Here is a 22749-nt window from a genome sequence, read left to right as displayed (position 1 = left end):
GAAAACGCCTCTTTTAATTATTAATTAGTCGTGGACAATACAATAATAATAGCAATAATTGCCATTATGGCTGAAAAACTCCAAAAAACCGTAACGACTTTCACTTCGCTCCACCCTGATAATTCAAAATGATGGTGGATCGGACTCATCTTAAAAACACGGACACCGCGGGTCTTAAAGGAAATGACCTGTATAATGACCGATAATGCTTCGATCACATACAGTCCGCCCGCTATAATAAGCAGCAATTCTGTTTTCGTAAGAATGGCCATTGCCGCCAGCGCGCCCCCTAAGGCTAAGGAACCTGTATCCCCCATAAACATTTTCGCCGGATGCTGATTATAAAACAAAAAGCCTAAACAAGCTCCGGCCATAGATGCGCAAAATACGGCAAAATTAATATATCCCAGCGCCACGGCAATAACTACATACGCCACAGAAGTAATCGCACAAGAACCCGCCGCCAAGCCATCCAATCCATCGGTAAGATTCACGGCATTACTCGTGCCGACAATCATCACAAAAACAAATAAATAATAGAATATCCCAATTTCAACATGCCAGTTTGTAAATGGGATCCATAACGTCGTTGGAAAATCCAAATATACTTTTAAAATACCACAGAATATAGCCGCCATAATAAACTGCCCTATCAATTTTTGCTTTGCCGTAAGACCTAGGTTTCGATGCTTCAATGACTTGATTCCATCGTCTAAAAAACCAATTGCGCCATAGCCTAATGTCAAAAACAGAGCTAATCCCTTACGCAGATCCAGCGGATCAAAAACCAAGCAAGATACCACTAAAGCCGTTAAAATTAAAACGCCTCCCATCGTTGGAGTTCCCGCTTTTATTTTATGGCTCGCCGGTCCTTCTTCCCGCTCCGATTGGCGAGCGTGAAAGGATTTTAATTCCCGTATCACAAACGGACCCAATACCAGTGCTATGACCAAGCTGACTGCAAATCCATAGATCAGCGTATTTAACATTCGCATGACTTCCCTTCAAAATAAGGCAGTATTTTCTCCATTGCCATTCCTCGTGATCCTTTAAGAAGGATTGTATCTTCCGGCTGGAGAATATGTTTCAAACAAGCCGCCGCTGCCGCATGACTTTCTACCGTATAAACCTGGGTCAATCCGGCATTCTCAGCCGCCGCCGCAATATAACCAGCAAGAGATCCCATGGCGATTACAACATCAATGCCTAACGCAGCAGCCTCAATGCCAATTTTTTCGTGTTCCTTCTGTGCCCACTCACCTAACTCTAACATGTCGCCAAGAACAGCAATTTTGCGTCCCTTTCCAAGCTGTGCAAGCGTTCTGACTGCTTCCTGCATCGACGCAGGATTTGCATTATAGGCATCATTAATAAACGTATACGATCCAATGCGTATCAGTTCCTGCCGCATTGCTTCACTCTGATATTCAAGCAATCCTTTTTGCATTTTTCTATCTGAAAGTCCTAGTATCCGACCTACAGAAATAGCGGCCAATGCATTGTAGACATTGTGTTCTCCCAATGCCGGAATCAACACATCAAACATTTCATCAAAGCAGCGGCACGTAAAATGTACTCCCTGCTCATCCATAAAAATGCGGTTTCCCTGTATAACGGCATCATTACCCAAGCCAAAACTGACAACTTTTCCCTTGCACAAATCAGCCATGGCCGCAGTATACGGATCATCCTGATTTAAAATCGCCGCTCCGTTTTCCGTAAGAGCTTTGACTAATTCACTTTTCGCTTTGGCAATGTTGGCCTGAGATCCCAACAATTCGATATGACTTTTACCCACATTGGTCACAACGCCAACCGTTGGTTCCGCTACAGCAGCCAAATCAGCAATTTGTCCCAGCCCGCGCATTCCCATTTCCACCACGCAAGCCCCATGATCTTTCGTCAGCTGCAGCAATGTCTTCGGTAACCCAATTTCATTATTAAAATTTTTTGCTGTCTGCAAAACAGTAAATTTCTGTGCCAAAACAGATGCTATCATATTACGCGTCGTCGTTTTACCTACAGAACCGGTTACAGCTACGATGGGAATATCAAAACGCCGCCGGTGGAACCGTGCCAGCCCCTGATATGCAGTTAACGTATTGGAAACAAGAATAACAGCAAAGTTATCTTTCTTATATTCTTCTCTATATTCCTGTACAATCGCACCCGTTGCCCCATTATCACGCGCTTGGCATACAAAGTCATGCCCATCGAACTTTTCACCCTTTAACGCAACAAACAGCGATCCTGGACTTATATTTCTTGTATCCGTTTCTACTTTAGAAAAAATCATGTCTTCTTTAATCGGATAAGACAGTGTTCCTTCCGTTGCTTTCTCAACTTCTTGTATCGTAAAGGTTGCCATGTTTATCTCCCCTTTATCGCGTCACGCGCTACCTCACGGTCATCAAAATGAATAGTACCGCTGTTCAAAATCTGATACGTTTCATGACCTTTCCCGGCAATCAAAATAATATCCCCGCTTTGAGCTATTGCTACCGCGCGGTAAATAGCCGATCGTCTATCTACGATGACTTCATGATGCTGTCCTTCTTTTATCCCTTCCAATACACCCTTTTCTACTTCCTTAACAATATCTTCCGGGTTTTCCGAACGTGGATTATCAGATGTAACAATAGGAATATCTGCATATTCTGCAGCAATGCGCCCCATAATAGGACGTTTTGTCCGATCCCGATCACCCCCACATCCGAATACGGCAATAATTCGTTTCGGATTCATTGCTCGAGCTGTTGTAAGTGCCTTTTCCAGGCTATCCGGCGTATGCGAATAATCAACAATAACTGCAAAATCTTGCCCTTCTTCTACAAGTTCAAAGCGTCCCGGTACCGAATGAAATGTTTGAATCGCTTTATCAATAATTTCTGTAGAAACTCCTTCTGCGTGTGCAGCCCCAATAGCCGCTAAGGTATTATATACATTGAATAATCCGGTAATCTGCATATGGAGGGAAACACTTCCAAACGGTCCTGTCACATCAAAGGATGAACTCTTTAACTCTACTTTTAAGTTAGCGCCTTTAAGATCTGCTTCCTTTTCAACTCCATATGTCAGTGTCTTGCAATGGCAAACACCGAGAATATCTTTTCCATAAGGATCATCAATGTTAACAATGGCAGTCTTATTATCTTTAACATGTTCACCAGAACTTAATCCTTGAAAAAGTTTTTCCTTAGCTGCCAGATAATTTGCAAAGGTTTTATGATAATCCAAATGATCTTGTGTCAAATTCGTAAACACCGCCGTATCGTATTCACACCCTGCCACACGGTTCATAGCTAACGCATGACTCGAGACCTCCATAACCACATGGGTAATTCCTTTTTCATACATAAGCGACAAAAATTGTTGTAATTCTACAACATCCGGCGTCGTATTATGAATAGGCAATTCTTTATCGTCAATAAGGGCATGAATAGTTCCAATAACGCCGACATGATATCCGGCGCTGCGCAAAATATGAGCAATAATATGCGTTGTCGTTGTTTTCCCATTTGTTCCTGTAACACCTATCATCCGCATTTTTTTACCGGGATAATCATAAAAATACGGAACAACATCCTCCATCGCTTCATGAATATTGTGCACTGTAATTTGTACAACTTGCGGCGGCAAATCCAGATGTTTGGTTGTCAGAACGGCAGCCGCACCTTTTTCCACTGCTTGCTTGGCAAAAACAGATCCATCAACATGCACGCCAGGCAAGCAGATAAATAAATCGCCTGGTTCTATTTTTCTGGAATCGGAAGAAATACCCGTAATTTTCTTTTCGGCATTACCTTTAATATTATATATTCCATTAATTATCTTACAAAGTTCCCCTATTGTTTTCATCACAATTTCCTCCTAAACAACTAATCTCGGTTCGAATGAAGCCATTTTCAAAAAATACAAATAGCAGCCTTACGGAAAAAGGCTGCCCATATTGCTCTATTTACCTACGTGTTTCCCCACGCTGCTCTTTGCATATGAAGGGCCATACAGCACCTGCCCCGGTGCAACCATTCCCAATTTTTGCGTCGCCATAGAATAAATCCGGTCCGGCGATTCCATTTTGGCAATATCCAATCGTAAATCTTCATTTTCACGATAAAATTGTTGTACCTGTTGTTTTTCCCGCATCAAATTATACCCGCTATTCGCTGCGGCTGCCGAAATAGCCACATGTGCCAAAAGCAAGATACCTATAATGGCAATCAAAGCAAATGTTTTCCATAAAACCTGGGAAAATTTACGTTCTTCAGCTCTCGTACCGTATGCGGCATCTCCGGTATAATGAACGGCAATTGTCCGCGTGCTCTGATTTTGATAATTATAATAACCTGCTTTTCTGGCTAGCATATTATACCACATCCGATCAAATTATAAAATATATATCCATATACGTCTGGTATATTATATACGAATCCCAACACGCAATTTTGCGCTTCGTGCACGCGGATTGCATTCTAACTCTTTATCTCCCGGTTCAATAGCATGACGAGATACCTTCAAAATAGCATGGTGATGACAAGTACATACAGGCATGCCCGGAGGACAAATACAGTTAGTCGCCATACGTTTCAACGTCTGTTTAGCAATACGATCTTCCAGTGAATGAAAGGTAATGACAGCGATACGGCCCCCTGTTTTAAGACGCTCTGCCGCTGTTTCAAACGTATCTTTAAGAATTCCCAATTCATCATTTACTTCAATTCGAATCGCTTGAAAAGTTCTTTTGGCAGGATGCGGTCCATCTTTACGGGCACCTGCCGGTACAGCCTTTTTAATTATTGTTACAAGTTCCTCGGTCCGGCATATCGGTTTTTCATTCCGGGCCGCTACAATAAAAGATGCGATCCGTTTAGCCCACCGTTCTTCTCCGTAGTCTTTAATAATTCGATATAAATCCGCTTCACTATATGTATTAACCACATCATACGCACTTTGTTTCTGTGATTGATTCATTCGCATATCCAAAGGACCATCCTGCATATAAGAAAATCCTCGTTCCGGTGTATCCAGCTGATAACTGGATACGCCCAAATCAAACATAATTCCGTCAATTTTTTCAATACAAAGCGTATCAAGAACATGTCCAATATCCTGAAAATTACGCTGCACCGGAATAAATCGGCATGCAGTGCCTTTAAGCGTATTGACAGCTGCAGTTATGGCCTCACTGTCCTGATCTAAGCCAATAAGTGTTGCCTGATCGGTCAATCGTTCGGCAAGCGCCCTGGAATGGCCGCCGCCGCCAAGAGTACAGTCTACATATACTCCATTCGGATCACCTATAATATTATCTATCATTTCATTGAGCAGGACGCTCACATGATGAAATTCCATAGAGCCTCCTAAAAGTTAATGTCAAAAGAATTATCCAGTGTTTCCGCAATATCTTCCATTTCCGGCACTGTTTTTGCATTATATTCGTCAAATACGGCTTTGCTCCAAATTTCGACTTTGTCTCCCGTTCCCAGTACAACGACTTCTTTTTCCAAATGAGCATATTCACGTAGATTTCCCGGTATAAGGATACGTCCCTGCCGATCAAATTCCACTTCGGCGGCACTGCCAAAAACAAAGCGCTTAAAAGCCCGTACATTCCCCTTTGAAGTAGTAAATTTCTGCATGGCCTGCGCAAAATTCGTCCACGATTCCATGGTATATACAGAAAGACAGCCTTCCAGTCCACGGGTGACAATAAATGAACTACCCAATTCTTCACGGAACTTAGCCGGCAATATCAATCTACCTTTCGCGTCAATTGTATGCGAATGTTCACCCATAAACATAATGCTGTCATCTCCTTTCACTACTTTTTACCACATTTTACCACAATTTCCCACTATATGACAACATAAATAGGAAAAAATAGAAAAAAATTTTTATGTATACAAAAAAAGTCACCATGTCTGCACATAGTGACTTCCCATACCTTCTTATATATACTGCTATTTTTTAGATAATGCAAAAATATGCTGGCGCAAATTGGAATGTATCAAAACTGCAGAAGATGTCAGTTTATCAAACCGGCAGTATTGCAACAGCTGCGTTTTATCATAGTTTTCATAGTGTTCAATAAGTCCGCCCTGATATGCCAAATACGATAAAATTTCATTAGCCGCTACACCTTGCTCTCGAAGCTGACGCACTGTAATTCCCTGTTGCCGTTTTGACAACCGATTTCCTTCTTCGTCTACCAGCATGGGAACATGGGTATATTGCGGTACATCATATCCCAAAAGCCGCAGCAGCCATATCTGTCGTGCTGTTGAAGACAAAAGATCTTGTCCTCTGACAACATGCGTAATCCCCATCGCTCCGTCATCAACACTGACTGCCAGCTGATACGCATACATCCCATCAGCACGACGTACAATAAAATCACCGCACGTATCCGCTAAGTTTTCCTTCTGTAATCCTAAAATTCCATCAGTGAACGAAATATTCAGTGCCGGGACATGAATTCGCCAGGATGGAGCTTTAGTCATTCTACATTTTTCTTCTTCGCTCATACCATAACAATGTCCATCATAAACACTCAATTCACCTATATGAGGTGCGCTTCCCACAGATTGCAGCCGAGTCCGGCTGCAATAACACGGATAAAGTAAGCCTAATTGCCGCAAACGATGTAACACCCGTTTATACAAATCATATCGTTCCTGCTGCACATAGGGGCCCTGCCTTCCCCCTATATCAGGCCCCTCATCCCAATCCAATCCCAGCCAGTGTAAATCGTAAAGCAATGCCTGCATATATTCTTTCTTCGAACGCTGTTCATCAATATCCTCAATGCGCAGCACTAAAGTACCGCTATGACGCCGTACCTGCAGCCAGCAAAGAAAGGCAGTCCAAACGTTTCCCAAGTGCATATACCCTGTCGGACTCGGTGCAAAACGACCTCGCATATGCCCACCTCTTAATCCGGTAATGAAATAAGCTCTCCAAACAGTTCTTTATCCTGACGAATAGCAGTTTCACTCCCCATGACACATAAGCAATTATCAGTCATAGCGGCTTTAACTAAAGGTGCCAATGCCCGAATATCAGAAACGGTCGTCGCCAAAAGTTCATCACGGCGTTGTTGCACCATTTCCTGTGTATTTCCCGTAAAATACCGATTCATCGCTTTCGCTCCCCGTAATGATGGTGTAAAGGGAATATCAATACGGCTTAATGTACCAATAACGTATTTAGTCATTTCTCGTTCTGAAACATCAAAAGCAGACAAATATTCCGCTAATTCATCGTATACTTGGATACTGTTCTTTAAATTAGGATCGCGATATGAGCATAACACCATATCCCCATTCGTATAAAATTTAGCGAAAGCCCCATATGCTCCGCCTTGTACACGAATTTTTGTCCACAAATATCCGTACTGCAAGATGGTTTCCAGTACTTGTAAGGAACCTGTATAGGAAAAACCGTGTTGGCGGAAATTCCCTCCTTTAGCAACATACTGCACCTTGCCGCTAGTCATGATTCCTTCATTTTTCTTATTATGAGAAAAATCGCAAAGCGCTGTATTTTTCTCTCCCAAAGGCATCTGTGCCAGCCATTCAGGCAGAAGTTTTTTGACTATTTTCTTATCTTCTTCACTGCCCGTAATTTCCAACGTCATCCGAGACTGGGTAAATATTTTTTTCATAACATGGGACAAGCCGTCGGCTATTTTCGTTATATCTTGACCTGCTTGTTTAGCCACTGCCGTAATAAATTCATAATAAGAAAATTCCCCGGCATCACAAAATCCTTCCACAGCTGAAAGATAAGACAACACCCTATGCATCACAATAATATGACCGCGGCGGAACGCATCCATATCCCATCCGGATTTTGTCTCTTCAATAAGTTCCCGCAGACGCTGTGCATTGGTAAATGTCGTACCCAGGGAAATCTCTTTCATCAAGTCTAACAGTTTAGAAATATTTTGACTTAACACTTTGGTCTTTATCTGGAATACCGGCGTATATGCTTCATTATTCTGAATATCAGAATATGCTGACACGCTGTAATCCATCCCCCCCGTATATAAATCAATCTGTGATGCCAAGTCGCCATAGCTGTGAGACGTCGTATCCAGATCACCGATCAGGTCACTTAAAAGATATATATAAGATAACTCTTTCCGTGAAAAACCATATAAATCAAAGTAGGCATTTATATAGGCAATACCATTTGTAAAATCAGGCACATAGCAAACAGGAACATCATTCATGTCTTCGACATGAAATACTACATCTTCTGCTTTCGATTCCAAATCGCTGCGCTGCAATGTAGGAATAGACAACAACGCTTCTGCGGAATCCGGTGTTGCCTGCCGTTGTTTTAATGCTTGAGATTTGGCTACAATATGATCAATTTCACTTTTTGGCAATGTTGCTTTATATGCTTCCAATGAATCTGCGATTTCCTGATCATGCCGTTCTGTAAAACCTTTTTCCGGAACCATTGTAATCAAAACATGATACGGATTCTTTAAAATATACTTTTCCATAAGGCGTTCATAATATCCGGTTTCAATGCCTTGACGCAACACCTGTAAATCATGTTCATAGGCCAGCGTATCTAAAGGATCTCCCCCATAAAGCCATGTATCCATGCAGCGGATTCCATAAATCAGACCTTTGGGACGACCCGCAAAATCTGCTTCACGCAGTGCAAACTCCGTACGGTTCAAAGCCCCGGTAAGCAGGGTCTTATCAATCCCTGTTTTAATCATATCTGTCAACACATTTTGTACAACAGGAATAATTTTTTCTTGCGCTTCTTTTTCAGAACCGTTCACAGACACCGACCAAACCGGCTGAAGAATGCCATCTTGAAAATCACCAGATACATCTTTACCAACACCCGCATCCAACAGTGCTTTTTTGAGAGGAGCTGCCGGAGACTGCAGCAACACATAGGTCAGTACTTTAAAAGCCAGTCCCAGTGTTGGATCCAATGCATCATCAATAACATATGTCAGTGTATGTAATGTCTTACTTTCCTCATTATCATCAGAAGCAATGCCATACGGGTATGACTTTACCATGCTAGCCACGGGAGCTTGCCGGTGGATTTCCGAGTCTACCGTTATACAATCAAATTTATTAAGATATTCGCCATCTATGAACTCCAGTGTTTTTTCTATATCCATATCCCCATAAAGAAAAATATAACTGTTAGCAGGATGATAAAACTTGGCATGAAATGCCACAAAAGCCTCCTGTGTCAAATGGGGAATATCATCCGGATCCCCGCCGGACTCTACGCCATATGCCGTTTGTGGAAAAAGGTTTTCCATGACATGTCGTTCCATCAGTGCATCCGGAGAAGAAAATGCCCCTTTCATTTCATTATAGACTACTCCGCGATAGGTCAGCGGAGCATCCGCCGCATCCATATCATAATGCCAGCCTTCCTGCATCAGGACTTCTTCATCCGTTAGCATATTGGGGAAAAAAACAGCATCCAAATACACATCCATAAGATTCTTAAAATCAGCTGCGTTACGGCTGGCTACGGGATACATTGTCTTATCAGGAAACGTCATAGCGTTGAGAAAAGTGTTCAATGATCCTTTGACAAGTTCGACAAAAGGTTCCTTAAGTGGAAATTTACGTGAGCCACAAAGTACAGAATGTTCACAAATATGCGGAACTCCGGTACTGTCCGTGGGCGGAGTTCTGAAAGAAATGGAAAAAACTTTATTATCATCATCATTAGCTAAATATAAAACCCGAGCTCCGGACTTTATATGAGTCAAGCTATAGGCCTGACTATTTATTTCCTTAACATACATGGAACGATCCACGTGAAACCCATTACAAACAGAATGTACCTCCAATTTCATATATATACCCCTTTTCTTTTTATCAATGCATAAGTAATATATCCGTCAGCGCAGCTACAGATGGAGCTATATAATCGGGTCTGCTTGCTTTGCATTCTTCTTCCGATCCATAGCCATATTCCACGAGAATGACCGGTATATGTTGATTATGCGCACCGATGGCATCATATTTACGATCACCTACCATGACAACAGTTCCTTCATCACGGGAATCAATACTATCAAGTATACGCTTGATCATTAATGCCTTGTCTTCTGTACCTCCCAATTGACTGCCGGAAATCATGGACAAATATGGAAAAATCCCAAATTTCTCAACAATTGCCTGTGCATGTATTTGTGGTTTAGACGTTGCCAAGTACGAATATATTCCCTGTTCATGCAACAACTTTAACAAATCGAGTATCCCATCATACGGACGATTTTCAAACTTTCCGATTGTTGAATACCGTTCCTGAAAATATTCATATATTTTTTCGGCTATCTTCCTGGAAAATCCATAGGTTTCCATAAAAGTGTGCATCAACGGCGGTCCGACAACTACGTCCGGATCCAATCTCCCTGTTGTATCTATTCCCATTTTGACTAATGCATATTCGACGGATTTGATGATCCCTTCCTGCGAATCAGTAAGTGTTCCGTCTAAATCAAATAATACATGTTTAAACATAAAATCCTCCTGAATAGGTAATCTTTTGCAAATACTATAATACCATTACTGCGTAAACTAAACAAGAAGTAACCGTCATGCTTATTATATCTGCGTAAAAACAGCAGTCCTCTTATAGAAAGGACTGCTGAAAAAAAAGCATATCGCAAAATAGCCAGTATATTTTATTTACCTTTGTTCATTACGATCTTTACAGCAAATCCAATCAAAAAAAGAACAAAAATCCCGATAACCACATATGCAACACCGTTGGTTATGCTATGTAAAGCCGTATTCACTACATCTCCCTTTTCAGAGGTTAAAAAATGACGTAATAGAAAAAGAATCACAAAAAAGAAAAAAGTCGTTGATATAAGCTTTACAACAGGCCTATGTTTATCAAGAAATGTCGGATGATAATATACTCTGCTGCTGACCATAGAAAAGGTATTATTAAGATAAGCCGATACGCGGTTCCCATATGTTAAAATATCCAACGTTCCGCTGCCGAGTACACTATCTTGTTGGACATGCTTCATGAATATACGTTTCATCGCATCAAAATACGCCATAAGATTCGTGGAATCAGATGCCTTGGGAACAGCATCATATTCTGTAAATCGAATAGCACACACTTCTTGGAACCCATTTTTTATATGTTCAGGAATATCTTCATCCTGCGCATACCGCTTATCTAATTTTCCTAATACCGTCTCAAATATTTTTTTCAACTCTTTTTCCGTATGAATATATTTTTTTAAAAATATATAATAATCAGAATGAACAGGAACCTTTTTATTATTTATCAGCTCTGCATGAATAGACGTATATAATGCCCAGTATTTATAAAAACTGTATTCTAGCAGATTCATCAAGATATAGTCTGCCGGTTCTCCCTGCAAATCTTTAACAATATAGTCACAAATACCATCCTTTCTATCATACACGATATCTGTCAGTACTGTTATAAATTCTGCATATGTAAGTTCCTTCATGATTATGATCAATCCTTTTTCGTAAAATATGAAACCCGCAAACGTATGCCTTAGTCCTGCATATAGGGAGCTTTTCCGTATTGATTATCCTGATCAGATATATACAACGTCCAGAAAAAGATAATCAACATGCCGATACAAGGAATAATCAATATCAGCTGCCACCAGCCACTTTTTCCTATATCATGCAGACGGCGTGTAATAGATGCAATCCCAACAATACCCACCAATACCAGCAAAATCCCAAAAATCCCCGCAAGAATCAGCAATCCTTTTGATATAGTTGCCAAATACGCAGGATAAAAAAGAACCGATACCGTTCCCACACATAAGTATGTCAAATGGGATAAAATCATCTCTAAAATAAGCAACGAAACCATCCCCAGCCAAAACTCATCCCGTGATATCCTGCCGGAAAAACAAAATTTCTTTTTCCACAATCGCATGCTCGCTTCTTTCAATGTCAGCTGTTTTTGTTCCATCATGTGCCATTCCCTTCTATCTGCTAATACTTACTCTGCGTTTCTGTCGGATTGCATGGCAGCAGTCTGCAATAAATATATTATATAATTTATTATAGCATAAAATGACCTGCTACAATATGAATAATACGAAATCAAAAATCTAAGTGTTCTTTAATCTGTTGGAAAAATGGATTTTTAGTATCCTTATCCGATAATATAGGATCATCTATCCCCCAATCCACACCAATATCCGGATCATTCCAGCGGATACCGCCATCTGCCTGTGGAGCATAATAATTATCTGCTTTATACATAAATTCCACATCATCCGTTAACGTCACAAATCCATGTCCAAACCCTCGGGGAATAAGCAGCTGCTGTTTGTTTTTCTCGCTTAGTTCTACTCCTACCCATTGCGTATATGTCGGACTGCTCTTGCGCAGATCTACCGCCACATCCAAAACAGCCCCCCGTGTACAGCGCACAAGTTTCGCCTGACTCCATTCTCCCCGTTGAAAATGAATGCCTCGCAGCGTTCCTTTTATGGTAGAAGAAGAATGATTATCCTGTACAAAATCATACGGCAGCCCTGCTTCCTCCATTCTTCGTTTAGACCAGCTTTCCATAAAAAAACCGCGATGATCGCCAAATACTTCCGGTGTAAGGATAACCACACCCGCCAATTTTGTTTTTGTCACTTTCATCTATCCTGTCCTCCTCATGGATACTAAGTAGTAGTCAGCATTTGATAGTTACAACCGCCCGCACTACAACCGTCTTTGCCACAACCATCTTTATCTTTGCCACAACCATCTTTATCTTTACTACAACCATCTTTATCTTTACTACATCCGCCTTTTAATCTATTCCCTCTTCTATCAAAAACCGCCGTACGGCATCCTGCCAATCCGGCAGGGTACGAAATCCATTCTGCACCAGCTTGTCTTTACTCATGCGGCTGTTCAACGGTCGCTTGGCCGGAGTCGGATATGCACTGGTCGGGATATGCTTTACCCGGCACGGAATCCCTGCCTGGCGGAAAATTTCTTCTGCAAATTCCGCAAACGAACAGATTCCTTCATTCGTCGCATGATACGTCCCATAGGCTTCACTCCGTACCATATCACATAAAAGCGGTGCCAGATCTGCCATATACGTAGGAGATCCGATCTGATCGTCTACCACGCTTACTTCGTCCTGTTCCTTCCCCAACCGCAGCATCGTCTTGATAAAATTACTGCCGTTTTTACCAAAGGCCCAGGAAATACGCACGATAAAATGCTTCACTGCATATTTCCGCACCGCTTCTTCCCCTTCCCATTTTGTCTGGCCATAGAAGTTCAACGGCGCTGCCGGATCCTCTGGCTTGCGAAAAGCGGTTCCCTTCCCGTCAAATACATAGTCCGTACTGATATACACCATCTTGGCCTTCATTTCCCTGCATATTTTTGCTATGTTTTCAGTCCCCAGCACATTTACCTTATGACATATATCCCGATTGCTTTCCGCTTTATCTACGGCTGTATACGCACTGCAGTGGATTACCGCATCGGCACCGTACCCCGTAAGGAAACGATGGGCTGCCGCAAAATCCGTAATATCAAATTCGGCCAGATCCGCCCCCACACAGTCGATTCCACACCGTCTCAATTCCTGTACCACTTCATACCCCAGCTGTCCGCCTACTCCTGTCACTGCTACTTTCATCATAGTTCACCCTGCATCTTTCTATCATAATTTTTATATTCCCCGCTTAGGATATGTTCCCACCACGGTTTATGATGCAAATACCACGCAATGGTTTCCTGAATCCCTTCTGTAAACCGGGTTGTCGGTTCCCAGCCAAGTTCTTTCCGTATTTTTGTCGGGTCAATCGCATACCGCCGATCATGCCCGGGTCGATCGGTTACAAAGTGAATCAAATCTTCACTTTTTCCCAACGCCTTTACAATCGTCTGGACCACACACAAATTCGTCTGTTCATTATGGCCGCCAATATTGTATATTTCTCCCACTCTGCCGCTTCGGATAATCAAGTCAATGGCGCTGCAATGATCCTCCACATACAGCCAATCCCGTACATTGGCCCCTTTTCCGTATACAGGCAGCGGCTTATCCTGCAGTGCGCGGGTAATCATCAAGGGAATCAGTTTCTCCGGAAAATGATAGGGTCCATAATTATTTGAACACCGGGAAATGGTAACCGGCAAGCCATATGTTCGATAATACGCCTGTACCAGCAGATCCGCCCCTGCTTTCGAGGCCGAATACGGACTGGAGGTATGGAGCGGTGTTTTCTCCGTAAAGAACAAATCCGGCCGGTCCAGCGGCAGATCCCCATATACTTCATCCGTAGATACCTGATGGTACCGGGTAATGCCGTATATCCGGCAGGCATCCAGCAATACCGACGTTCCCATCATATTGGTACGCAGGAATATTTCCGGATCGATGATGGAACGGTCCACATGGCTTTCTGCCGCAAAATTCACAAGGATATCCGGTTTTTCCGCCTCAAATAACTGGTATACGAATGGTCGGTCGGCAATATCCCCTTTTATAAAGGTAAAATGAGGATTATTCATCACAGGTGCCAAGGTTTCCATATTCCCGGCATAGGTCAGCGCATCCAGACAAATAACACTATCCTTTGGATGCTGCCGTAGCATCCTATGAACAAAATTCCCCCCGATAAATCCGGCTCCGCCGGTGATTAATAGTTTCATGTGTAGCTCCCACACCTTTCCATAAAATTTGTTGGATTGGGTTGTAATAAATTGGGTTATGATAGAATCAGTTGTAATAAAAGCGGTTGCAAGAAAAACAGTTGTAGGAAAAGCAGTTGTACGTTTTTTAAATGGACATTAATTGCCATTTTCTTTTAATGTTTTAATCAATGTGTTCAAAAGTTTACTCACATGGTGACATAATCCCATGGCCTTGTCTATTTCAGCGCTTGTAACATACTCCAAATGCATACAAATTTGAAGCTGCGTTTCTAGTTCTGCAATAGATCCTCGAGAAATATACAAAAATCTAATAAAATCCTTATTCGAATATCGTGCCTGTCCTTCTGCTATATTCGAAGGAATAGAAACAGCTGCTCGTCGCATTTGATCTGATAAACCATACAATTCTTCTTTTGGCAAATATTTAATTAGACTATATATCTCTTTCACCAATTCCATACTACGTTGCCAAACAACCAAATCCTGATAATATCGTAAAGCCAATTCACCAACTCTTATATACGACTCATACTATTTTATCATATTCTTTAAATCACAACTCACAACCGCATTACCGCATTTTTTCTACAACCGTACAATCTTTTATCCACAACCGCTTGCAATTACTTTAAAATCTTCCCATCTACCACGTTTTGTAAATATTGTCCATAGGGAGACTTTCCATATTTTTCAGCACTCTTTGCCAATGTCTCTTTATCTATCCAGCCCTGTTCATAGGCTATCTCTTCCAAAGCGGAAATCTGCATGCCGGCACGATTTTCCACTGCCTTTACAAACTCTCCTGCTTCACTCAAACTTTTGATTGTACCCGTATCCAACCAGGCATAGCCGCGTCCTAAAGTTACCACATGAAGTGCTCCTTCATCCAGATATACCTTATTCAAATCCGTGATTTCCAATTCGCCGCGTGCTGACGGTGTCACCCTCTTTGCATATTCACAAACCTTGGCATCATAAAAATATAGTCCCGTCACAGCATAGTTCGATTTTGGGTGCATCGGTTTTTCCTCAATAGAAACCGCTTTTCCGGTTACATCGAATTCGATTACCCCGAATCGTTTCGGGTCGTCCACATAATATCCAAAAACAGTTGCCCCCTGCTCATTGGCAGCCGCTTCCCTTAAATATCCCCGAAGACCTGCCCCATAAAAGATATTATCCCCCAGTATCATCGCACATCGGTCGCCGGCTATAAACTCCTCGCCTAAAATAAAAGCCTGTGCCAGTCCTTCCGGCTTAGGCTGTACCTTATAGGATAAATGCAGTCCATACCGGGTTCCATTTCCCAATAATCTCTCAAAATTCGGCAGATCCGCCGGCGTAGAAATAATCAAAATATCCCGAATCCCCGCCATCATCAATGTCGACAACGGATAATAAATCATCGGCTTATCATACACCGGCAACAGCTGCTTCGACGTTACCATGGTCAGCGGATACAAACGTGTACCGCTGCCTCCTGCTAATACTATTCCTTTCATGCAATCACCTCAAAGTAAATGTTGGTATTCAACTACATTGAATTCGCACAACAACATCACAAATATATTCATCCACTACGTGGATTATCCTTGGACAGCCTTTCGTTTCATCACATAATTCCAAAAAGTGACAATAATTGTCGCAACTATTTTGGCTATCATATAATAAATTCCTATGAATTCGACAAACATCCACATACACAATTGATTTATCCCAAGTCCTACTATGCTGGAAGCAATAAACAGTATAGCTTGCCGTGTATTTCGCGCCTCTGCCCCTTTAAACACAAACACTATACAAAGCCAGTAATTAAAAATAACAGAAACTGTAAATGAAATTGCTGATGAATACCAATAAAAAATATGTATCAACTCTGTACAAACAAATAATAAAGCATAATCCACTAAAAATGATAATCCCCCGACTATGCAAAATCGAAAAACCTCATATTTCTGTTCACTTTTCATCGTTTCAACATCATCCTAATAATATTCATTTGTATTTCAAAATTTTTTCTACTATTATTAGCTATTGTATCTAGAATCAAACCACATACACTTGACAAAAAAGCTGCCAACATAAGAATAACACTAATAATCAACGTGGGTATACGAGGGACCAATCCAATCTCCAAGTATTCTATAAAAACAGGTATAAATAAAATAACAGCTAATACAGCCATTATAAATGCGGCTGTCCCAAAAAAATTCAATGGCTTATAATTGCGATATAAATTAAAAATAGTAAGTAGAACTTTAATACCATCACTATAGGTGTTTAACTTGCTTTCACTCCCTATTGGTCTATCTCTATACTGAACAGGAACACTTGTTATTAATAAATTCTTATCTAGTGCATGTATCGTCATTTCTGTTTCAATCTCAAATCCTTGCGAAAGAATGGGGAAGCTCTTAACAAATATAGGACTAAAAGCACGATATCCAGTCATTACATCAACAATTGGTTGTAGTGGTCAAGCATTTTTGTAACACTTGAGTCTACTTTTTTAACGTCTAAATCTGGCCTCAAATGGAGTCATATTGTTGTTGTAAGAATGGGGCCGTACATGGTTATACCAAATATAGGCAAAATCATGGACAGCTTGGTCAAGTTCTTTCTCCGAATGGTAGTAATGTAAGTTGATCTCTTCATTTTTCAGCGTGTTGTAATATCTTTCCATGGGTGCATTATCATAGGGACAGCCTGCTTTACTCATGCTTTGGGTTATTTTTACCGACTTGCAGAAAGAGACAAACTCCTTTGAACTAAATTGTGCCCCCTGATCACTATGAAGGATAAGCGGTTGTTTAACCGCCGCTTGAGAATTCAGCGCCTTTTTCACAGTTCGAATAGCAAGATCACTCGTTAGTTCTTTTCCATTTATACTGGCAACGACACTGCGGTCATAAAGATCCATGATGGCACAATTATAACGCGGGCGGCCATCTGTTAAAAATAAGTACGTAAAATCGGTACACCATTTGCTATTCTTTGATTCAGCAGTAAAGTCTTGATGTAAAAGATTAGAAAATATCTTATGCGCTTTCCCTTTTACATAGCCTGGTTTTTTCCGCCTTACAATGGATTTTAAGCCTAACTGCTTATTCATATATTTATGAATGGTAGTTTTACTTAAATAGATATTTTTTCGTGCTAAAAACACCCGCATTATGCGATGGCCTATCACGCCATTCATATCGTGATATAACTTGCTAATGACCTTCAGAATCTTTGTTTTCTCAATGTATTTTTGCTTCTTTTTATTTTTGATGAAATTATAATAAGCGTTTGGACTTAACTTGAATTTCCGCAAGAGCCACCGGAGACCAAACTCTGGGTGATATCTTTTGATAAACTGATACCTTTTTATTCGATTTCTTTCGCAAAGAATGCCGCCGCTTTTTTTAGGAAACGATTTTCCTTTTCCACTTCTTCTAGCTGCTTCCTTAGTTTCAGGCTTTCTTTCATATAATCATATTCTGATTGGCTGCTTGCTGTTGTTTGGCATTCTTCGCGATATAACTTAGTCCATTTTGATATAGCGGCTTTTGATACACCATATTCATCGGCTAGCCCTCTTAAGCTCCGTCCTTCTTCTAAATGAAGGCGAATTATTTTCTTCTTAAATTCTTCATCATATTGCTTCATGTTTATCCCTCTTTCTCTGATAGATTCATTGTACTCTATTAGACAGAGGTGTTACAACTTCACTATACCACTACAGGTTTTGTGGAATGCCAAAATGTATTAATACATTTTCGTACTATAATATTACCGAAATTATGAAACGGTCGTTTATTTTCCTTAAAATATGTAGATGATAATCGATCTCCTATCACCATATCCGCTTTACCTTGCAATACTAAGCTACACATTTTCTTGGCATTTTCCGACGGATACGTATCGTCCCCATCAATCATTAAATAGCAATCAGCATCTATATCACGAAACATAGAACGAATAACATTGCCTTTTCCTTGCCTATATTCATAATGTACAATAGCACCTACTTGCCTTGCTATTGTATCTGTACCATCTGACGAATTATTATCATACACAAAAATATCTGCTTCAGGCAAAGCATTTTTATAATCTTTTATTACTTTAGCAATTGTTTTGCTTTCATTATAACAAGGAATTAAAACGGCAATTTTATACATAATCTTTCCCCTATTAAGAACACTCAAGTTTCTTTAAATTTAAAAATAAAATAGGAAACAAAAACAGGAAATACAACAATGATGGGCAACATATATCTAATGCAAGCATCAACTGGTGATAAGAAACAAACCCCTACGGATAACAATAATGGCATACTTAAAATACAAGAACTAACTTTTTTCTCTACAAGCAATAGACCAGTAAAAAACAATATAGTCCACATATAAAAGCTACAATTGTATAGTAAACATAAAACAGGCAATTTAACATATAATTGAGGAACTTTACACAAAAAAACTCTAAGTCTATTAAAAGGTGATGTATTATTTAATACTATCTTATCACTATAAATTCCAACATCTTTAGGAATTACATAAGCACCAATATCATTAGCTTTTTTTAAAGGATATAAATAACCATAATTCTGATTTAAAAAAGCTTCTACATATACAGTCGGATATTTGGTAAAGTATTTTAAATAAATCTCCTTCCAAAGTTTTCTATTTTCCTCTCCCCACTTAAATGAAAACTTAACTGGATCAGCCAATTCCGGATTATATAAATCTTTAAGTTTTTTCCCTTGAAAAATATTTTGCACAACAATATCATCGTTAGCATTAATTTCTTTATTTTCCCAATATAAGCGTGCTGTTTGTTGAAATGGTATAGATAATGCTTCCTCAACCGGTTGTGGTATGTTATATATAGTTAATATTTTTGACCATCCTATGAAAAACACACTGAGAAAAATACAATTAATTAAGAGCATTAGTTTTATTTTTTTATTATTTTTGATAGCAAATATCAAAAATAATAATGATGGTAAAATAACATATAAACCATTATTTCTAAATATACAAACTATTAAAGTAGCTAAAAATAATTGCAATACTATTGTGCACTCATCAGTATACCATTTTTCGGTAATCTCTATAATAATTAAAAACATCCACAAAAAAGCTATGTAATAAATTGTATCCTTTACAAAACATATTCCCCATATAGGAAACAATGGATTCGCTACAAAAAATAGTATTGTAAATACAGTTAATATTTTATTGTGAGTTATACATGCAACCACTTTAACTGCATATGCAAAAACATACGATTGAAATAACATCTGTAAAAAAACATAAGTAAACAATCCAAAATTCTGTCCCCCAAATTTCGAACCAATATTAAAAATTGTCCCTTCAATTAAAGTAGCCATTACTGGTAAATGATTGCTTAAGTCTCGGTACCCATAATACTCTGCTATCTGAAAACATCCATCATAGGTAACAGTTCCTGGGTAAAAAGCTGATAGATACACACTGTTTATTAAAAAAAACAATATAAAAGCATACATTAACCAATGCTGTTTGGAATTATAATACAATGAAAATTTTAATTTAAAATTATTTAAACAAAAATATTCTAGCAGGAAAATATAATTTAGTGCAATACCTGAATATTCCATTCCTAAAGTGCAATCTTTCCGAAGTTTTAGTGCACCCCTTTCTAGAAATTTAGTGCATAGCTCCCGAAAATTCAGTGCAGTGCTCCCGGAAGCTATGCAGTCGTAAACCTTTTAATAACTTAATGTTTTTTGTTGTGCAGATTGTTTTAACCCGTGACGTTCGCGCATTGAAACCTGTCCGTCAATAAAGACTTCATAACTGTTGTGTACAATCCTGTCAATAATGGCTTCAGATACGGTGGCATCACTTTCTGTACCAATCCTGTTGTACCAGTCGCCTGGTTCAAATTGTGTGCAGAATATCACAGATCCCTTAACGCTTCTTGCTTCAATAATTTCTAGCAATTCTCTTGCCTGATCACTGGATAAAGGTGTTAACAAGAATTCATCTACGATCAGCAATCCAACTTTTTGGTAAGATTTAATGAGCTTTTCAAATGTTCCTTCACCATGAGCAATTGCCAGTTCATCCAGAAGCTCTGGCAACCTTATATACCGAACCTTTAAGTAGTTTCTGCAGGCAGCATTGCCAAGGGCACAGGCAATATATGTTTTCCCATTTCCAGATGCTCCTTTCAGAATAATATGGTGACTTTCACGAATGTATTGGCAAGTAGCAAACGAATTAATTAGTGCTTTATCAAGGTTCCTGTCAGGCTGGTATTCAATATTTTCAACGCAGGCATCTGGATAACGAAATGCTGCTGTATGAATAAGCTTGTTCATCTTCGTGTTTTGGCGTTTAGTCCATTCTCGATCAATCATCATCCCGATTCTGTCTTCGAAGGAGAGATTGTCGAAATATTTATCATTGCATTGTTCTTCAAAAACAGCGGCCATTTCGGACAAACGCATATCATGTAGTTTATCAACAGTGGATTGTTTTAACATTTTTCTTTACCTCCCCGGAAATATGCTGCACCGCGTGTTATGCCGTGAGATGTATCAGATTGTAAGGACGGGGGCTTTACCTTAACTTTGTCCAGACCGTTTTTAAGAATTGTTGCAATATTTTTAAGGCTGGGACTTGGGGTATATGTTAAAGCGGTACCGCATGCTTGTTCGAGCCTGTTTGTAGAATAGCGGTCTGCTAGTCTCATTAACGAAACACAGGATTTGTAGCCCTGTCTTTCTATCTTATGCATATATAGAAAGTTTTTAATAACAAGCAGCGCGTTATCCCCTATGTTTTCACCCCATTTAAGAAAATTCTCACTGTTGTATGCAAGATACTGCCTGTGGTTTGCCGGCATATGTTCAGGTACATAAATTGGTTCTTGGGAGTATGCTCTACGGATATGCGAAGCAATTCTTTGTCCATGGAAAAACATCTCTATTGTCTTTTCCGTGGTTCGTACCTCAATTTTTTTACCAATAAATTCATATGGCACAGAATACTTGCAATTCCCGACGGGTATGAGATAATCGGGTTGTATGGTGGCTTTCGACCAGATAGCCGTCTCATACGGGGAAGCAGGCAGTGGCATGAGGAAGTCCTTTTCTTCCTCTTCAAATGCTGTGAATCTGCTTCCTTTCTTCTTTTGAAACGGTTTTTTGTTGAATTCTGTAAGCTTTTCAAGGATTACGGCATTTACTTCCGTAAAGGAAAAACACTTCCTGTTGCGAATTGCTGCCAAAATCCAGGTTTCAATAACGCCAACGGTTCGCTCAGCATTAGCTTTATCTCGTGGAGTGAATGGCCTAGCTGGAATTATGGCGGTGCCATAATGTTCTGCCATCTCATGGTAGGAATGGTTTAAAATGAGCTCTGTGCTTGTGTTTTTAATCACTCCTGTTTTGAGATTATCTGGTACAAGAATGCGGGTTACGCCACCAAAGAAAGAGTAAGCATGAACATGGGCTTCAATCCAGTGATTGGACTTCATGTCTGGAAATGCTTCGGCATAACTGTAAAGGCTGCATGGTAGGCATGCCACAAAAACATAAGCTTTTATTTCTTCTCCTGTTGTTTCATCAATAACAGACAATGTATTTCCAACCCAGTCGACCTCCATGATTTCTCCCGGTTTTCTTGTTATCCTAAGGGTTGCCTTCTTTGAAGCAGCGTATGCATGGTACTTGTCACTGAATTGGGAATGCTGATAGGGAATCATTCCTTCATGTCGACATTTCTCACAGTATTCCGACCACAACAGGGAAAGCGTAACTCCTGGTTTCGCCAGCTCTTTGTAAATATACTCATAATCAGGGAGTTTTCGTCCTTGAGACGTGAGTCGTCCAGGGTAGAGAATAGCAGATAGATCCTTATTTGTAAGATTATTTGGAATTGGCCATGTTAACTCTTTGTCTTGAGCTAATTTCCATACTTCGGCGATAGTATTCCGGGAACTTCCACAACTGTTGCCGACACGCAAGTTGCTGTACCCCAGGCTTTTAAGCCTGATGATTTCTCGATAATTTAACATGATTATCGAC

General features: G+C 40.1%; 23 protein-coding genes. All 23 read right to left on the bottom strand.

Translation table 11 applies throughout. The features are described from left to right. Positions 1-20 precede the first annotated feature (20 nt). The 23 genes from mraY to istA all read right to left on the bottom strand — a co-directional run bounded on the left by mraY (position 21) and on the right by istA (position 22739). The gene (gene mraY, locus NXG62_RS01050; protein WP_427113208.1) at positions 21-989 is read right to left on the bottom strand and encodes a phospho-N-acetylmuramoyl-pentapeptide-transferase; all 969 of its coding nucleotides are present in this window, start codon (positions 987-989) and stop codon (positions 21-23) included. Next, positions 983-2368: a UDP-N-acetylmuramoyl-tripeptide--D-alanyl-D-alanine ligase gene (locus NXG62_RS01045; protein ID WP_427113207.1), complete on the bottom strand. Its 1386-nt coding sequence runs from the start codon at positions 2366-2368 to the stop codon at positions 983-985. The genes mraY and NXG62_RS01045 overlap by 7 nt, the downstream gene beginning before the upstream one ends. A 2-nt stretch (positions 2369-2370) precedes the next feature. Further along, complete coding sequence (locus NXG62_RS01040; protein WP_427113206.1) at positions 2371-3858, bottom strand: UDP-N-acetylmuramoyl-L-alanyl-D-glutamate--2,6-diaminopimelate ligase; 1488 nt, start codon at positions 3856-3858, stop codon at positions 2371-2373. 96 nt (positions 3859-3954) lie between these two features. After that, positions 3955-4365, bottom strand: coding sequence for a septum formation initiator family protein (locus NXG62_RS01035; RefSeq protein ID WP_427113205.1), 411 nt, complete (start codon positions 4363-4365; stop codon positions 3955-3957). 54 nt (positions 4366-4419) lie between these two features. Then, positions 4420-5352 (bottom strand): 16S rRNA (cytosine(1402)-N(4))-methyltransferase RsmH, encoded by a 933-nt coding sequence (gene rsmH, locus NXG62_RS01030; RefSeq protein WP_427113204.1) that lies wholly within the window; start codon positions 5350-5352, stop codon positions 4420-4422. Between the two features lie 8 nt (positions 5353-5360). Beyond that, positions 5361-5801, bottom strand: coding sequence for a division/cell wall cluster transcriptional repressor MraZ (gene mraZ / locus NXG62_RS01025; protein ID WP_427113203.1), 441 nt, complete (start codon positions 5799-5801; stop codon positions 5361-5363). A gap of 159 nt (positions 5802-5960) precedes the next feature. Continuing rightward, complete coding sequence (gene gluQRS / locus NXG62_RS01020; protein ID WP_427113202.1) at positions 5961-6920, bottom strand: tRNA glutamyl-Q(34) synthetase GluQRS; 960 nt, start codon at positions 6918-6920, stop codon at positions 5961-5963. 11 nt (positions 6921-6931) lie between these two features. Beyond that, entirely contained in the window at positions 6932-9853 is a 2922-nt protein-coding gene (locus NXG62_RS01015) for an insulinase family protein (RefSeq protein WP_427113201.1), read from the bottom strand. 22 nt (positions 9854-9875) lie between these two features. Then, complete coding sequence (locus NXG62_RS01010) at positions 9876-10523, bottom strand: HAD hydrolase-like protein (protein WP_427113200.1); 648 nt, start codon at positions 10521-10523, stop codon at positions 9876-9878. A 164-nt stretch (positions 10524-10687) separates the two neighbouring features. Next, on the bottom strand, positions 10688-11497 hold the full coding sequence (locus tag NXG62_RS01005; RefSeq protein ID WP_427113199.1) for a hypothetical protein: 810 nt from the start codon (positions 11495-11497) through the stop codon (positions 10688-10690). Positions 11498-11547: 50 nt separating this feature from the next. Next, positions 11548-11982: a DUF805 domain-containing protein gene (locus tag NXG62_RS01000; RefSeq protein WP_427113198.1), complete on the bottom strand. Its 435-nt coding sequence runs from the start codon at positions 11980-11982 to the stop codon at positions 11548-11550. Positions 11983-12113: 131 nt separating this feature from the next. Continuing rightward, on the bottom strand, positions 12114-12665 hold the full coding sequence (rfbC, locus tag NXG62_RS00995; protein WP_427113197.1) for a dTDP-4-dehydrorhamnose 3,5-epimerase: 552 nt from the start codon (positions 12663-12665) through the stop codon (positions 12114-12116). Positions 12666-12819: 154 nt separating this feature from the next. Continuing rightward, positions 12820-13671 (bottom strand): dTDP-4-dehydrorhamnose reductase, encoded by an 852-nt coding sequence (rfbD, locus tag NXG62_RS00990; RefSeq protein WP_427113196.1) that lies wholly within the window; start codon positions 13669-13671, stop codon positions 12820-12822. Continuing rightward, entirely contained in the window at positions 13668-14687 is a 1020-nt protein-coding gene (gene rfbB / locus NXG62_RS00985; protein ID WP_427113195.1) for a dTDP-glucose 4,6-dehydratase, read from the bottom strand. The genes rfbD and rfbB overlap by 4 nt, the downstream gene beginning before the upstream one ends. 138 nt (positions 14688-14825) lie before the next feature. Next, positions 14826-15194, bottom strand: a complete 369-nt coding sequence (locus tag NXG62_RS00980; protein WP_427113194.1) for a four helix bundle protein — start codon at positions 15192-15194, stop codon at positions 14826-14828. Positions 15195-15313: 119 nt separating this feature from the next. After that, on the bottom strand, positions 15314-16192 hold the full coding sequence (rfbA, locus tag NXG62_RS00975; protein WP_427113193.1) for a glucose-1-phosphate thymidylyltransferase RfbA: 879 nt from the start codon (positions 16190-16192) through the stop codon (positions 15314-15316). Between the two features lie 84 nt (positions 16193-16276). Further along, a complete protein-coding gene (locus NXG62_RS00970; RefSeq protein ID WP_427113192.1) occupies positions 16277-16660 on the bottom strand; it encodes a GtrA family protein in 384 nt (127 codons plus the stop codon). Continuing rightward, a complete protein-coding gene (locus tag NXG62_RS00965) occupies positions 16657-17142 on the bottom strand; it encodes a hypothetical protein (RefSeq protein ID WP_427113191.1) in 486 nt (161 codons plus the stop codon). The genes NXG62_RS00970 and NXG62_RS00965 overlap by 4 nt, the downstream gene beginning before the upstream one ends. Before the next feature lie 57 nt (positions 17143-17199). Further along, positions 17200-18341 (bottom strand): IS3 family transposase gene (locus NXG62_RS00960; RefSeq protein ID WP_427112051.1). Its coding sequence is split into 2 segments (ribosomal slippage): positions 17200-18089 and positions 18089-18341, totalling 1143 coding nucleotides; the frame shifts between segments, so codons are not numbered across the junction. 62 nt (positions 18342-18403) lie between these two features. Then, positions 18404-18853 (bottom strand): glycosyltransferase family 2 protein, encoded by a 450-nt coding sequence (locus NXG62_RS00955; protein ID WP_427113190.1) that lies wholly within the window; start codon positions 18851-18853, stop codon positions 18404-18406. A gap of 23 nt (positions 18854-18876) precedes the next feature. Beyond that, the gene (locus NXG62_RS00950) at positions 18877-20313 is read right to left on the bottom strand and encodes a DUF6020 family protein (protein ID WP_427113189.1); all 1437 of its coding nucleotides are present in this window, start codon (positions 20311-20313) and stop codon (positions 18877-18879) included. Between the two features lie 111 nt (positions 20314-20424). Further along, positions 20425-21204, bottom strand: a complete 780-nt coding sequence (gene istB, locus NXG62_RS00945) for an IS21-like element helper ATPase IstB (protein WP_427112184.1) — start codon at positions 21202-21204, stop codon at positions 20425-20427. Continuing rightward, complete coding sequence (istA, locus tag NXG62_RS00940) at positions 21198-22739, bottom strand: IS21 family transposase (RefSeq protein ID WP_427112183.1); 1542 nt, start codon at positions 22737-22739, stop codon at positions 21198-21200. The genes istB and istA overlap by 7 nt, the downstream gene beginning before the upstream one ends. Between the last annotated feature and the right edge of the window lie 10 nt (positions 22740-22749).

This window comes from Megasphaera sueciensis, assembly GCF_050219315.1.
In the GTDB taxonomy this organism is placed as follows: domain Bacteria; phylum Bacillota; class Negativicutes; order Veillonellales; family Megasphaeraceae; genus Megasphaera_A; species Megasphaera_A sueciensis.
This window is presented reverse-complemented; position numbering and strand designations above follow the sequence as displayed.